The organism is Alistipes sp. Marseille-P2263, from assembly GCF_018101075.1.
Taxonomy (GTDB): domain Bacteria; phylum Bacteroidota; class Bacteroidia; order Bacteroidales; family Rikenellaceae; genus Alistipes; species Alistipes dispar.
Window position 1 is genome coordinate 20,091 of the sequence record NZ_JAGQEJ010000006.1, and the last position, 12,584, is coordinate 32,674.

Annotated in this window: 12 protein-coding genes; 3 read left to right on the forward strand and 9 right to left on the reverse strand. The window is 65.6% G+C overall.

Features of this window, described 5'->3' with window-relative positions; genetic code table 11:
• The first annotated feature begins 5 nt into the window (after positions 1–5).
• From nadC to KB554_RS08370, 3 genes are read left to right on the forward strand one after another with little or no spacing between them, the layout of a single operon-like run.
• Positions 6–860, forward strand: a complete 855-nt coding sequence (gene nadC / locus KB554_RS08360) for a carboxylating nicotinate-nucleotide diphosphorylase (RefSeq protein WP_141429189.1) — start codon at positions 6–8, stop codon at positions 858–860.
• Between the two features lie 6 nt (positions 861–866).
• Positions 867–2,777, forward strand: a complete 1,911-nt coding sequence (locus tag KB554_RS08365) for an LTA synthase family protein (protein ID WP_211035572.1) — start codon at positions 867–869, stop codon at positions 2,775–2,777.
• Positions 2,770–4,155: a GNAT family N-acetyltransferase gene (locus KB554_RS08370; protein WP_211035573.1), complete on the forward strand. Its 1,386-nt coding sequence runs from the start codon at positions 2,770–2,772 to the stop codon at positions 4,153–4,155. The genes KB554_RS08365 and KB554_RS08370 overlap by 8 nt, the downstream gene beginning before the upstream one ends.
• 53 nt (positions 4,156–4,208) lie before the next feature.
• Here KB554_RS08370 and KB554_RS08375 read toward each other — a convergent pair whose 3' ends face one another.
• The 9 genes from KB554_RS08375 to purF form a co-directional block, all read right to left on the reverse strand.
• Complete coding sequence (locus KB554_RS08375) at positions 4,209–5,003, reverse strand: class I SAM-dependent methyltransferase (RefSeq protein WP_211035575.1); 795 nt, start codon at positions 5,001–5,003, stop codon at positions 4,209–4,211.
• A 145-nt stretch (positions 5,004–5,148) separates the two neighbouring features.
• Positions 5,149–5,994, reverse strand: coding sequence for a bifunctional methylenetetrahydrofolate dehydrogenase/methenyltetrahydrofolate cyclohydrolase FolD (folD, locus tag KB554_RS08380; RefSeq protein WP_211035577.1), 846 nt, complete (start codon positions 5,992–5,994; stop codon positions 5,149–5,151).
• 56 nt (positions 5,995–6,050) lie between these two features.
• Entirely contained in the window at positions 6,051–6,173 is a 123-nt protein-coding gene (locus KB554_RS13395) for a hypothetical protein (protein ID WP_277927708.1), read from the reverse strand.
• Between the two features lie 2 nt (positions 6,174–6,175).
• Entirely contained in the window at positions 6,176–7,426 is a 1,251-nt protein-coding gene (gene purD, locus KB554_RS08385; protein ID WP_141429180.1) for a phosphoribosylamine--glycine ligase, read from the reverse strand.
• A 91-nt stretch (positions 7,427–7,517) separates the two neighbouring features.
• Positions 7,518–9,047 carry a bifunctional phosphoribosylaminoimidazolecarboxamide formyltransferase/IMP cyclohydrolase gene (gene purH, locus KB554_RS08390; protein ID WP_211035579.1) on the reverse strand — a complete coding sequence of 510 codons (1,530 nt, stop codon included), beginning with the start codon at positions 9,045–9,047 and terminating at the stop codon, positions 7,518–7,520.
• A gap of 7 nt (positions 9,048–9,054) precedes the next feature.
• Positions 9,055–9,474: a pyridoxamine 5'-phosphate oxidase family protein gene (locus tag KB554_RS08395; RefSeq protein ID WP_211035580.1), complete on the reverse strand. Its 420-nt coding sequence runs from the start codon at positions 9,472–9,474 to the stop codon at positions 9,055–9,057.
• Positions 9,449–10,033: a phosphoribosylglycinamide formyltransferase gene (gene purN, locus KB554_RS08400; RefSeq protein WP_211035582.1), complete on the reverse strand. Its 585-nt coding sequence runs from the start codon at positions 10,031–10,033 to the stop codon at positions 9,449–9,451. The genes KB554_RS08395 and purN overlap by 26 nt, the downstream gene beginning before the upstream one ends.
• A 4-nt stretch (positions 10,034–10,037) precedes the next feature.
• The gene (gene purM, locus KB554_RS08405) at positions 10,038–11,063 is read right to left on the reverse strand and encodes a phosphoribosylformylglycinamidine cyclo-ligase (protein ID WP_141429172.1); all 1,026 of its coding nucleotides are present in this window, start codon (positions 11,061–11,063) and stop codon (positions 10,038–10,040) included.
• Between the two features lie 107 nt (positions 11,064–11,170).
• Positions 11,171–12,583 carry an amidophosphoribosyltransferase gene (gene purF / locus KB554_RS08410; protein WP_211035584.1) on the reverse strand — a complete coding sequence of 471 codons (1,413 nt, stop codon included), beginning with the start codon at positions 12,581–12,583 and terminating at the stop codon, positions 11,171–11,173.
• Between the last annotated feature and the right edge of the window lies 1 nt (position 12,584).

Below are 12,584 nucleotides of genomic sequence, written 5' to 3' on the forward strand. Positions count from 1 at the left end.
ATGTCATGATACCCGAATACAAACCTTTCGTGGACGAGCTCATCGAGCTCTGCATCAAAGAGGACATCGGCGACGGCGACCACACGTCGCTCGCGTGCATTCCCGCCGGCGAACACGGCCGGATGCGCCTGCTATGCAAACAAGAGGGCACGATCGCCGGAATCGAGATCGCGCAACTGGTGCTGCAACGCCTCGATCCGGAGATGCGTTTCGAACAGATTCTCCGCGACGGCGACCGCGTCGCGCCCGGCGACGTGGCGTTCTACGTCTCGGGACGCCTGCGGTCGCTCCTGCAGGCCGAACGCATCCTGCTCAACATCATGCAGCGCATGAGCGGCGTGGCGACGCAGACGGCCGTCTATGTCAAACAGCTCGAAGGGCTCCGCACCCGCGTGCTCGACACGCGCAAGACCACGCCCGGAATGCGCGTGCTGGACAAGATGGCCGTCAAGCTGGGCGGCGGCGAGAATCACCGCATGGGGCTGTTCGACATGATTCTCCTGAAGGACAACCACATCGACTTCGCCGGCGGCATCCGGAAAGCCATTCTCGGCGTCCGCGAGTACCTCGCCGCACACGGCAAGCAACTGCCCATCGAATGCGAGGTCCGTTCGCTGGAGGACATCGACGAAGTTTTCGCAGCCGGAGGCGTGGACCGCATCATGTTCGACAACTTCACCCCCGAAATGACACGCCTCGCGGTCGAGAAGGTCGCCGGACGCTGCGAAACGGAGTCGAGCGGCGGCATCACCCTCGAGACGATGCGCCGATACGCCGAATGCGGCGTCGATTTCATCTCGGTCGGCGCGCTGACGCACCAGATCCGCTCGCTCGACATGTCGCTCAAAGCCTGCGAATAACCCGCCATGCGACGCCTGCTCCACACCCCGGCGGGTATGCTTCTGCGGCGTATCGCCCTGCTCTACGCCGTGCTGATGCTCTGCCGCGCGGCGTTCTGGGCCTACAACGCCGCCCAGCTCGGCGCCCTTCCGCAGACCGGGCTGCGGCAGCTCCTCGGCGGGGCGCTGCTCTTCGACACGGCCTCGGTGGTCTATGCCGACGGGCTGTTCGTCCTGCTGTCGCTCCTGCCCCTGCACCTGCGGGAACGGCGCTGGTACCGCAACCTGCTCTTCGGCTATTACGTCGCGGTAAACAGCCTGTTCGTCGTGGCCGCGAACCTCGCCGATGCGGTCTATTTCCGCTACACGCAGAAACGCTTCACGGCCGACGAGATCTTCTTCGCCGACAACGACAATTCGCTGCAACTCGTCGGGAAGTTCATGGCCGAGAACTGGTATCTGGTGCTGGCGTGGCTCGCGCTGACGGCGCTGCTGGCGTGGGGCTACGGACGCCGCGTCCGCGAGGAGAGCCTCCTGCGCCGCGGCTGGCCCTACTACGCGGGCGGCACGGCGATCCTCCTGCTCGCCGCCGTCCTCTGCATCGGAGGCGCACGCGGCGGATTTACCCGCATGACGCGCCCGATCACCCTCTCGAACGCCACGCTCTACGCTTCGGACAATGCGCAGGCGAATCTCATCCTGAGCAACCCCTTCTGCATCCTCCGCACCGTGGGCAGCGCAGGCGGCGTCGGCTACCGCAAATTCTTCCCGCCCGAAGAGCTCGGACGGTGGTTCACCCCCGTACACATGCCCGCCGACTCGGCGGCGGTCGATCTTTCGGGGCGCAACGTCATGGTTTTCATCATGGAGAGCATGTCGGCCGAACACTCGGCCCACCTGCGCCCCGACCTCTATGCCGACCGGCCCGAGAAAGGATTCACGCCGTTCCTCGATTCGCTGATGCGCAACGGACTCTGCTTCCGACGCATGTACGCCAACGGCACGCGGTCGATCCAGGCCATGCCCTCGGTGCTGGGCAGCATCCCGTCGTTCCGCACCCCCTTCGTGCTGATGCCGCAATCGCTCGGCGCGAGCCGCCAGCTCCCCGCGATCCTTGCGGACAAAGGCTACTCGACGGTCTTCTTCTGCGGCTCGGAGCACGGGTCGATGGGCTTCGGCGCCTACGCCCGTTCGGCGGGGATCGAGCGCCTCGTGAGCCGCGAAGACTACGAGGCGCGCCACGGCAAGGGGGACTTCGACGGCTACTGGGGCATCTGGGACGAAGAGTTCCTGCAATTCGCGGGCGAGGAGCTCTCCTCCCTACACGAACCTTTCTTCGCCTCGCTGTTCACCCTCTCGTCTCACCATCCGTTCGTCGTTCCCGAGCGGTACGCCGCGACGCTTCCGAAGGGCTACACCAGAATCCACCGGGGCGTGGCCTACGACGACATGGCCTTCCGGCGCTTCTTCGAACGGTTCGGCGGCGAAGCGTGGTTCCGCCGCACGATCTTCGTCTTCGTGGCCGACCACGTCTCCTCGGAGAAATTCGCGCCCGATACGCGGGAGTATCCCGGCAACATGCACATCATCGGTTTCCTCTACACGCCCGACGGCGCCCTGCGGGGCGAGGTGGACGACATCGTGCAACAACTCGACATCATGCCCACGCTGCTGGGACTCACGGGCAACGACGCCCCCTACTTCGCCTTCGGACGCGACGTGCTGAACGAACCCGGCCGACCCCGCTGGTCGGTGTCGTACGACGGCCGTTTCCGCGCCCTCACCGACCGGGGCATCGTCTCGTTCGACGACACCGACGACCGGCAGACGCAAGGTCCGCCGGTCTCCGCGGCCGACAGCCTCCCCGGACGCTTCCGGGCGCTGGTGCAGCAGTATTACACCCGTATCGAACAGAAAGACTACACCGTACATGATTGAATTCCGGCCCATCCGGCTCGAAGACCGCCCCGTCATCGAGCGATATACGATGCCTTCGGGCATCTGCAACTGCGACCTCGCCTTCGCCAACATGTTCTGCTGGCAGTCGGTTTACCACAGCGCATGGGCCGAAATCGACGGGTTCCTCGTCATCCGGTTCCATATCGACGGCGGCGAACGGATCGGCTACATGCAGCCCGTGGGCGAAGGCGACTTCGGTCCGATCGTCCCCCTGCTGCGCGAGGACGCCCACGCCCACGGGCAGCGGCTCCGGATCATCGGCCTCACGGACGAAGGCTGCGAAACGATCCGCCGCATGCACGCCGGGCAGTTCGCCTTCGAATCGGACCGTGCGCTGGAGGACTACGTGTACCGCGCCGACGACCTGCGCAACCTCACGGGACGCCGCTACCAGCCCAAGCGCAACCACATCAACCGCTTCACGGCCGAATACCCCGACCACCGCTACGAAGAGCTGACGCCCGACCGCTTCGACGAATGCATGGCGCTCGAACGCGAATGGCGCCGGGCGCATGAAGGACACACTTCGGAGCTATGCGCCGAGCAGCGGGCCATGCACCTGGCGTTTCGCCATTTCGGGGAGCTGGGGCTGACCGGAGGCTGCCTCTACGTCGGCGACCGCCTGGCCGCCTTCACCTACGGTTCGGCGGTGAACGACCATACGTTCGACACGCACGTCGAAAAGGCCGACACCTCGTTCGACGGGGCTTTCACGGTCATCAACAAGCTCTTCGCGCAACACCTCCCCGGACGCTTCACGCTCATCAACCGCGAGGAGGACCTCGGCATCGACGGCCTGCGGCAGGCCAAACTCTCCTACCACCCGGCGTTCCTCCAGCACAAGTTCACGGCCATCCGCCTGCATCCCGACGAACTGGCATGCAAGGAGTTGTGGCAGAAGGCCTTCGGCGACGAGGAGCCCTTCATCGACTCCTTCCTCATCCGCTATTACAGCCGGCGGAGAATGCTCACGGCCGAGTGCGAAGGACGCACGGCGGCGATGCTCCACCTCGTGCCGTTCGACACGGAACTGGGCCGCACGACCTACATCTACGGCGTGGCCACCGACCCCGCATTCCGGGGCCGCGGCCTCGCCGCACGGCTGCTCGGCGAAGCCGTGCGCCTGATCGACGAACGCGGCGACGACGCGGCCTTCCTGATCCCCACGCCGGGCGAGGAGTGGCTCCGCAGCTTCTACGGCCGTTTCGGGTTCGAAGGCGCGCTGCCCGTGCGGTTCGTCACGTCCGACGGATTCGACTTCGGATCGGGCGACCCGGCGACGGACCGCGCGATGATCCGGCGGCGGGATTCCGCCGCACCGCCGCCCGAAACGCTCACGGCGACCTGCACACTGTAAAAAACCGGCCCGGGAACATCCCCGGGCCGGTTTCGTCACCGCCGCACCCCGTATCAACCGAAACGGAGCCGGACGATCCGGTTGTTCAAGTTACGCCGGAACCACGGAATCCGGCGGAAGAGACGCAGATACCGCCAGCGGCGGCGCGCCTCGTCGAAATAGCTCCACTCCCGATCGAACCGGAGACGGTCGGCCATCCGTTCGAAATCGCGGCTGTCGCGGAGCGACCACCTGAAGGCAGCCTCCTTCACCGTGTCGTGCATCCCGTTGCGGCCGACCAGCAGCGGAGCCAGCATCTCGACCAGCAGCACGGCTTCCGCAAAGCGCCGCCCCAATGCCCGGAGCAGCGCCCCGACCTCCTCGCCCGAAAGATACATGAACAGCCCTTCGGCGACGATCAGCACCGGACCTTCGGCGGCGATCCGGTCCATCCATCCGAAATCCAGCACCGAGCAGGCGATCCGCCGCACGCGCTCCGTATCGGGGAAAAACCGCTCCCTCAGGCCGATCACTTCGGGCAGGTCGAGATCGTACCACATGCCGTAACCCGTCATGCGCAGTTCCCGGGCATCGAGCCCGCAGCCCAGATTGACCACCGGGGCCCCGGGACGGTCCGACAGAAAGGCCTGCACCTCCCTGTCGAGAATCGCCGTCCGCACGCAGCATCCCAGTTGCGACATCCACCCTCCGCGGAACCGGCCGAAGTCGAAATCGAGTGCACGGAGAATCTCCGCCGATTTCGGGTCGCGCACGAGCGGATCGGCGCGTTTCTGCTCTTCGGCACGGGCCCAAAGGGGCACGAGCAGGGTGGCGGGAACCTCGGACAGGTCGGGTCGGATCTTTTCCATATCGCTTTTTTCTGCAAATCTACGCCTTTCCCGTCCCCGAAGCAATACCGAAATATGAGGATTTCCGGCCGTCTGCCTGCATGAAACCGTCCGCCCCGGACAACGCGAAGGTCATCCGGGGCGGACGGCAAAAGAGGCGCACCTGCTACATGCGCCGCAGGAAACACTCGATCGTATTCTCCATCAGGCAGCAGATCGTCATCGGCCCGACGCCGCCCGGCACGGGCGTAATGACCGCGGCCTTCGGCTCCACGGCAGCGAAATCGACGTCGCCGCACAGCCGTCCCGTCTCCGGATCGCGGTTCACGCCCACGTCGATCACCACGGCGCCCTCGGACACCATGTCGGCCGTGACGAACTTCGGACGCCCGATCGCCACCACCAGAATCTCCGCCCCGCGCGTCACCTCCCCGAGGTCGCGCGTCCGGCTGTGCGTCACCGTCACCGTGGCGTTCTCGTCCAGCAGCAGCTTCGAAACGGGCAGCCCCACGATATTGCTGCGCCCGACCACCACGGCACGCTTGCCGGCGATCTCCACGCCCGCGGCCTTCAGCATCTTGACGATTCCCTTCGGCGTGCAGGGCAGCGTGCAGGGCTGCTTCTGCCACAACGCCGCCACATTGAGCGGATGGAAACCGTCCACGTCCTTCGCCTTGTCGATGGCGGCGATCACCTTCTCCTCGTCGATATGCTTCGGCAGCGGCAACTGCACCAGAATCCCGTCCACCTCCGGGTCGGCGTTCAGCCCGGCGATGATTCCGAGCAGCTCCTCCTCGGCGATCGTCGCGGGCTTGCGGATCGTCGTGTTACGAATCCCCACCTCGGCCGAAGCCTTGGCCTTGCCCGTCACATAACTCACGCTGGCGGGGTCCTCGCCCACGAGAATCACCACCAGATGCGGCACACGCCCGTATTTCGCGGGAAAGTCCTTCACTTTCTCCGCCATCTCGGCCTTCAACCGGGCCGACAACTCTTTTCCGCTGATTATCATATCCGTATAATAATAATTACATTCTTACGGTCTTCCGACGTACCGACAGGTCCGCATCACGCCCGCACCGAACCTCCGGCCGGCAGCGGCATCGTCTGCGAACGGACCGTCCGCGCCGTGCGCCGCAACCGCTCCGGAATCCCGGCCCGCAGGCCGCTCCGGCAACCCTGCGTACCCACCGTCATTCGTTCTCCAGCGCCCAATGGCCGATGTCGGTGCGGTGGAAGAGGTTGTCGCATTCGATCCGCTCCACATCGCGCAGCGCGGCGGCACGCGCCTCGGCCAGCGTCGCCCCGCGTCCCACGACGAACAGGACCCGGCCGCCGGCCGTCACGATCCGGTCGCCGTCGGCCTTCGTGCCCATGTGATAAACCGTCCCTTCGACCCGGTCCAGCCCCCTGATTTCATACCCCTTCTCATAGCTTCCGGGATAGCCTTTCGACGCCAGCACGATACCCAGCGCCGGCACGTCGTCCCACTCGATCCGCGCATCGCGTCCGTCGGCCACGGCGCAGAAGATATCCACGATGTCGCTTTTCAGCCGCGGCAGCACGACCTCCGTCTCGGGATCCCCGAAGCGGGCGTTGAACTCGATCACCTTGATGCCGCCGGCCGTCTTCATCAGTCCGCCGTAGAGCACTCCCTCGAAAGGAGCCCCTTCGGCAACCATCGCCTCGGCCACGGGGCGCATGATCCGCTCCACGGCCTCCCGTTCGTCCTCCTCCGTGATGAACGGCAGCGGCGAATAGGCCCCCATACCGCCCGTGTTCGGCCCCCTGTCGCCGTCGTAGGCGCGCTTGTGGTCCTGCGAGAGAACCATCGGCCAGACGCGGCGGCCCGAGACGAAGCACAGCAGCGAGAACTCGGGACCTTCGAGGTAATCCTCCACGACCACGCGTCCCTTGCCGAACTTGTCGTCGAGCAGCATGTCCCGCAGCGCCGCCCCGGCCTCCTCCATCGTCTGCGCGATCACCACGCCCTTGCCGGCGGCCAGTCCGTCGTACTTGAGCACGGCGGGCAGCGGACGGGAGGAGACATAGGCCATCGCCTCGCCGTAGTCCGAGAAGGTGCGGTAACCGGCCGTCGGAATGCCGTGGCGGGCCATCAGGTCCTTGGCGAACTCCTTCGACGACTCGATGCGCGCGGCAGCCTTCGTCGGACCGAAAATCCGCAGCCCCGCCGCCCTGAAACAATCCACGACACCCGCCGCCAGCGACGCCTCGGGTCCCACGACCGTCAGCCCGACGCCGTTCTCCGCGGCGAAATCGCGCAGCCGCTCCACCTCGGTCTCCCGGATCGCCACGCACTCGGCCTGCCGGGCGATGCCCGCATTGCCCGGCGCGCACCAGATCTTTTCCACCTGAGGCGAACGCGTCAGCGCATCGACGATGGCATGCTCGCGGCCGCCCGAACCTATCACAAGAATCTTCATATTCGTTCCGTTTCTCGTCCGCACCGCCCTTCCCGGGACGGTACGGAATCGTTCATACTCCCTCTTTCGGCCGGACCCCGCCCGGCGCGCATCAGTGCTTGAAGTGACGCTCCCCGGTGAAGCACATGGCGATTCCCTTCTCGTCGGCCTTGCGGATCGAATCCTCGTCGCGGACCGAACCTCCGGGCTGCACGATGGCCGTCACGCCGTATTCGGCGGCCAGCGCCACGCAGTCGTCGAAGGGGAAGAAGCCGTCCGACGCCAGCACGAGCCCCTCGGTGAAGCCCGCGGCATGCGCCTGTTTGAGGGCGATCTCGGCCGAACCGATGCGGTTCATCTGTCCGGCGCCGACGCCCAGCGTCCGGCCGTCGCGGACCACGACGATCGCGTTCGACTTCACGTGCTTGACGATCCGCCAGCCGAAATTGAGGTCCTCCATCTGCGCCTCGGCCGGCCGGACCTTCGTCACGCACATCGAGGGCTCCACGCGGCGGGTCTCCGCGTCGAGGTCCTGCACCAGCAGGCCGCCGTTCACGCTCACGTACTGCTTTCGGGCCTCCTCGCCGCGGGTCATATCGACCTCCAGCAGACGCAGGTTCTTCTTCGTGCGGAGCACCTCCAGCGCTTCGTCGGAGAACTTCGGCGCCATGACGATCTCCAGGAAGATCGGCTTCATCAGCTCGGCCGCCTCGCGCGTCACCTCGCGGTTCGTGGCCACGATGCCGCCGAAGATCGACACCTTGTCCGCTTCGTAGGCCTTCGTCCACGCCTCCGCGACGTCGCGCCCCGTGGCCGCACCGCAGGGATTCATGTGCTTCAGCCCCACACAGAACGGCTCGTCGAACTCGCGCACGATGCAGAGCGCGGCATTGGCATCCTGAATGTTGTTGTACGACAGCTCCTTGCCGTTGAGCTGCCGGGCGAAGGCCAGCGAATAGGGCGTCCGGCTCCCCTCGCGGTAGAACTTCGCGCTCTGGTGGGGGTTCTCGCCGTAACGCAGCGGCTGCACGAGGTCGAATTCCAGGAACAGCTTCTCGTCGAGCCCCGCCTGCGCACGCATGTACGTGGCGATCATCGCGTCGTACTCGGCCGTATGGGTGTAGGCTTTGGCCGAGAGCTTCAGACGCGTCGTCTTCTCGGTATTGCCGCCGGCGCGGATCTCCGAGAGGACCTGCCCGTAATCCGCCGGATCGCACACCACCGTCACGGCGGCCCAGTTCTTGGCCGCCGAACGCAGCATCGAAGGTCCGCCGATGTCGATGTTCTCGATGGCGTCCTCCATCTTCACGCCGGGTTTGGCGATCGTCTGCCGGAAGGGATAGAGGTTCACGCACACCAGGTCGATGAAGCCGATGCCGTTCTCCTTCAGGGCCTTCAGGTGCTCCGGATCGTCACGGCGCGCCAGCAGCCCGCCGTGCACCTTCGGGTGCAGGGTCTTCACGCGTCCGTCGCAGATTTCGGGAAATCCCGTCACGTCGCTGATATTGACCACCTCGACGCCGCTCTCGCGCAGCAGTTTCATCGTGCCGCCCGTGGCGATCACCTCCCAGCCCAGCGACCGCAGCCCGCGCGCGAAATCCACCACGCCGGTCTTGTCGCTCACACTTACCAATGCTCTCATGTTTCCGTTATTTTATTTCAAAATTTTCCGAATGAAAATCGCAGTAATACCGTCCCGTGCGGGCCGTGAACCGGAGCGCGCAGCAATCCGGACCGTCCACGCCGCCGGGATAATACCGCTCGTCGCCCTCGCGCCACACGAGGCGCCGGCTCGCGGCATCCTCCAGCACCTCCATCGTGCCGGTCAGCAGCAACCCCCGGAAGGTCCGCGGGTCGCAGAAGTAGAGACACGCCGCGCCGTTGCGGCGGAACTGCGCCACACGCATCGACGAGGCGTTCGTCGAGAACCAGAACACCCGGAGCCCCTCGCGCCCGCGCGGGGCGAGCATGGCCTTCACCTGGGGAAATCCCCCGTCATCGACCGAGCCGACGAACGACAGACCCGCTTCGTCGGGGAACGGTTCAAGTTCTTTTTGCAAGTCGCTCATCCTCCAGCAGTTTTCGGATCGTATCTATATAGAGCGGGTATTCCACCGCATGAATCTTCGCTTCCAGTTCCGCCGCATCGCCGCCTTCGTACCCGAAGGCGCGCTGGGCGATGATGCGGCCGCCGTCGAGCGTGGCATCCACCCAATGAACCGTCACGCCGAAGACCTTCACGCCGTACTCCAGCGCCTGCTCGATGGCGTGCGCCCCGCGGAAGGCGGGCAGCAGCGAGGGATGGATGTTGACGATCCGCCCGCCGTAGGCTCCGAGCAGCGTCTCGCCCGCAATGCGCATGTATCCCGCCAGACAGACCAGCTCCACGCCCGCGGCATCGAGCCGGCGGACGATCTCCCGCTCGTAGGCCGCCTTCGAGGCGTACTCCTTCGGAGAGAAGACGAACGCCTCGACGCCGTGCGCCGCGGCCCGTTCCGCGACCCGCGCCCCGGGGCGGTCGCAGACCAGCAGCACGACCCCGGCGGCCAGCTCTCCCCGCTCGCAGGCGGAGACGATGGCCTCGAAGTTCGTCCCGTTGCCGCTGGCGAATACCGCAAGCCGCCGCATGGCACTACCGGATGACGACGCCTTCGGTCGCGGTCACGCGGCCGATCACCGAAGCCCGCTCGCCCTGCGCCGCGAGAATCTCCACGGCCGTCTGCGCCTCCGCGGCATCGAGCGCGACGACCATGCCGACGCCCATGTTGAAGATGTTGAACATCTCGCGGTGGGGAACCCGGCCGTACTTCTCGAGAAAACGGAACACGGGCGGAATCTCCCACGATCCCTCCTCGATCTCGAGCCCCTGCCCGTCGTGCAGGATGCGGGGGATGTTCTCGTCGAAACCGCCGCCCGTGATGTGGCTGATGCCGTGCACGTCGCAGCGGCGGATCACCTCGAGCACCTGTTTGACATAGATCCGCGTCGGCGTGAGCAGCACCTCGCCCAGCAGCTTGTTCGACAGCTCGGGATAGGATTTGTGCAGGTCGAGGCCGTTGTCCGAAAGGATCTTGCGCACGAGGCTGAATCCGTTCGAATGCACGCCGCTCGAAGCGATGCCCACGAGCGCGTCGCCCGCCTTGACCTTCGAACCGTCGATGAGCTTCGATTTCTCCACGACACCCACCGTGAAGCCGGCGATGTCGTACTCGCCCTCGGCGTACATGCCCGGCATTTCGGCCGTCTCGCCGCCCACCAGCGCGCATCCCGCCTGGCGGCAGCCTTCGGCCACGCCCGCCACGACGGCCTCTATCTTCTGGGGTTCGTTGTGACCCACGGCCACGTAATCGAGGAACACGAGCGGCTCGGCCCCCTGCGCCAGCACGTCATTGACGCACATGGCCACGGCGTCGATACCGATCGTATCGTGCTTGTCCATCTCGAAGGCCAGCTTGAGCTTCGTGCCCACGCCGTCCGTGCCGCTCACGAGCACCGGTTCCTTCACCTGCAGCGCCGAAAGGTCGAACATGCCGCCGAAGGCGCCGATATTGCCCATCACCCCCAGGCGCGAGGTCGATGCCACGTGCTTCTTGATGCGCCGCACCACTTCATACCCGGCTTCGAGGTTCACGCCGGCCTTTTCATAACTTTGTGCCATATCTCTTTTTCAGTGTTAATCCGCCCCGTCTCCCGCGCACCGCCCTGCGGCGCACGCTCCGGACCGGGTGCAATCCGTATTTCCGTTCTCCGCCGCTCCCGGCCCGCTCACTTGGTCTCGCGGTTCGCCTCGTCGGGCGACTGGTACAGCGCCGTGGGGTACTGCCCCGTGAAGCAGGCCATGCAGAGCTCCCTGCGGTTGCCGGCCCTGAGCAGCGCCCCGGGCGAGAGGAAACAGAGCGAGTCGGCCCCGATCTCCCGGCAGACGCCCGCCGGATCCTTGCGCGCCGAAATCAGCTCGTCGTAAGTCGAGGTGTCCACGCCGTAGAAACAGGGGTTCGTCATCGGGGGCGAGGCGATACGCACGTGGACCTCGGTGGCGCCGGCCTCCTTGAGCATCGTGACGATGCGCCGCGAGGTCGTGCCGCGCACGATCGAATCGTCCACCAGCACCACGCGCTTGCCCCGGACGATGGTGCGCACGGCCGAGAGTTTCATCCGCACGCCCTTCTCACGCAGCTCCTGCGAAGGCTGGATGAAGGTGCGGCCGATATACTTGTTCTTGATGAGCCCCATCTCGTAGGGCAGGCCGCTCGCCTCGGCGTAACCCATCGCGGCGCTCAGGCTCGAATCCGGAACGCCGACCACGATGTCCGCGTCGGCCGGCGACTCCTCGTACAGCAGCCGGCCCGACACCTTGCGGAAGGCGTGGACATTGCAGCCCTCTATGTCGCTGTCCGGGCGGGCGAAATAGATATACTCCATCGAGCACATTTCGCAACGCTTGTACATCGAGAAATCGCAGCTCCGCAACCCCTGCCGGTCGATCGTCACGATCTCGCCGGGATTGACGTCGCGCACGAACTCCGCGCCCAGCACGTCGAAGGCGCACGTCTCGCTCGACACGACCCAGCCGTCGCCCAGCCGGCCGATCGACAGCGGCCGGAGGCCGTACTTGTCGCGGCAGGCGTAGATGCGGTTGGCCGTCATGATGAGGAAGGCGAAGGCGCCCTCGATCATGTTCAGCGCATCGACGATCGCATGGATGCGCGGCCGGTCGCGGAAACGGGTCTCCTTCTTGATGAGGTGGGCCAGAATCTCGCTGTCGGAGGTGGACTGGAACAGGCTGCCCTTGTTTTCGAGGTAGGTGCGCAGCAGGGCCGAATTGACGATATTGCCGTTGTGCGCCATCGCGAAATCGCCCGTATTGTGGCGGAACAGGAACGGCTGGATATTCTCGACGCCGCCGCCTCCGGCCGTCGTATAGCGCACATGGCCGATCGCCATGTCGCCGCGCAGCGTGGCGAGTTTCGCCTCGTCGAACACCTCCGTCACCAGTCCGTCGCCCTTGATGCGGCGGAATACGCCGTCGTCCGCCGACACGATTCCGGCCCCCTCCTGTCCGCGGTGCTGCAACGCATGCAGACCGTAATAGGTCAGCGACGCGGCGTTCGGCACGCCGAAGACGCCGAACACCCCGCACTCCTCATGCAGCTCGCGGTCACGAACCAACTCCATCATC

What these genes read in the sequence shown, in the direction of transcription:
- KB554_RS08370 (WP_211035573.1), top strand. Translation starts at nt 2,770, where the DNA reads ATGATTGAATTCCGGCCCATCCGGCTCGAAGACCGCCCCGTCATCGAG.
- nadC (WP_141429189.1), top strand. Translation starts at nt 6, where the DNA reads ATGATACCCGAATACAAACCTTTCGTGGACGAGCTCATCGAGCTCTGC.
- purD (WP_141429180.1), bottom strand. Translation starts at nt 7,426, where the DNA reads ATGAAGATTCTTGTGATAGGTTCGGGCGGCCGCGAGCATGCCATCGTC.
- KB554_RS08375 (WP_211035575.1), bottom strand. Translation starts at nt 5,003, where the DNA reads ATGGAAAAGATCCGACCCGACCTGTCCGAGGTTCCCGCCACCCTGCTC.
- KB554_RS08395 (WP_211035580.1), bottom strand. Translation starts at nt 9,474, where the DNA reads ATGAGCGACTTGCAAAAAGAACTTGAACCGTTCCCCGACGAAGCGGGT.
- folD (WP_211035577.1), bottom strand. Translation starts at nt 5,994, where the DNA reads ATGATAATCAGCGGAAAAGAGTTGTCGGCCCGGTTGAAGGCCGAGATG.
- purH (WP_211035579.1), bottom strand. Translation starts at nt 9,047, where the DNA reads ATGAGAGCATTGGTAAGTGTGAGCGACAAGACCGGCGTGGTGGATTTC.
- purF (WP_211035584.1), bottom strand. Translation starts at nt 12,583, where the DNA reads ATGATGGAGTTGGTTCGTGACCGCGAGCTGCATGAGGAGTGCGGGGTG.
- KB554_RS08365 (WP_211035572.1), top strand. Translation starts at nt 867, where the DNA reads ATGCGACGCCTGCTCCACACCCCGGCGGGTATGCTTCTGCGGCGTATC.
- purM (WP_141429172.1), bottom strand. Translation starts at nt 11,063, where the DNA reads ATGGCACAAAGTTATGAAAAGGCCGGCGTGAACCTCGAAGCCGGGTAT.
- purN (WP_211035582.1), bottom strand. Translation starts at nt 10,033, where the DNA reads ATGCGGCGGCTTGCGGTATTCGCCAGCGGCAACGGGACGAACTTCGAG.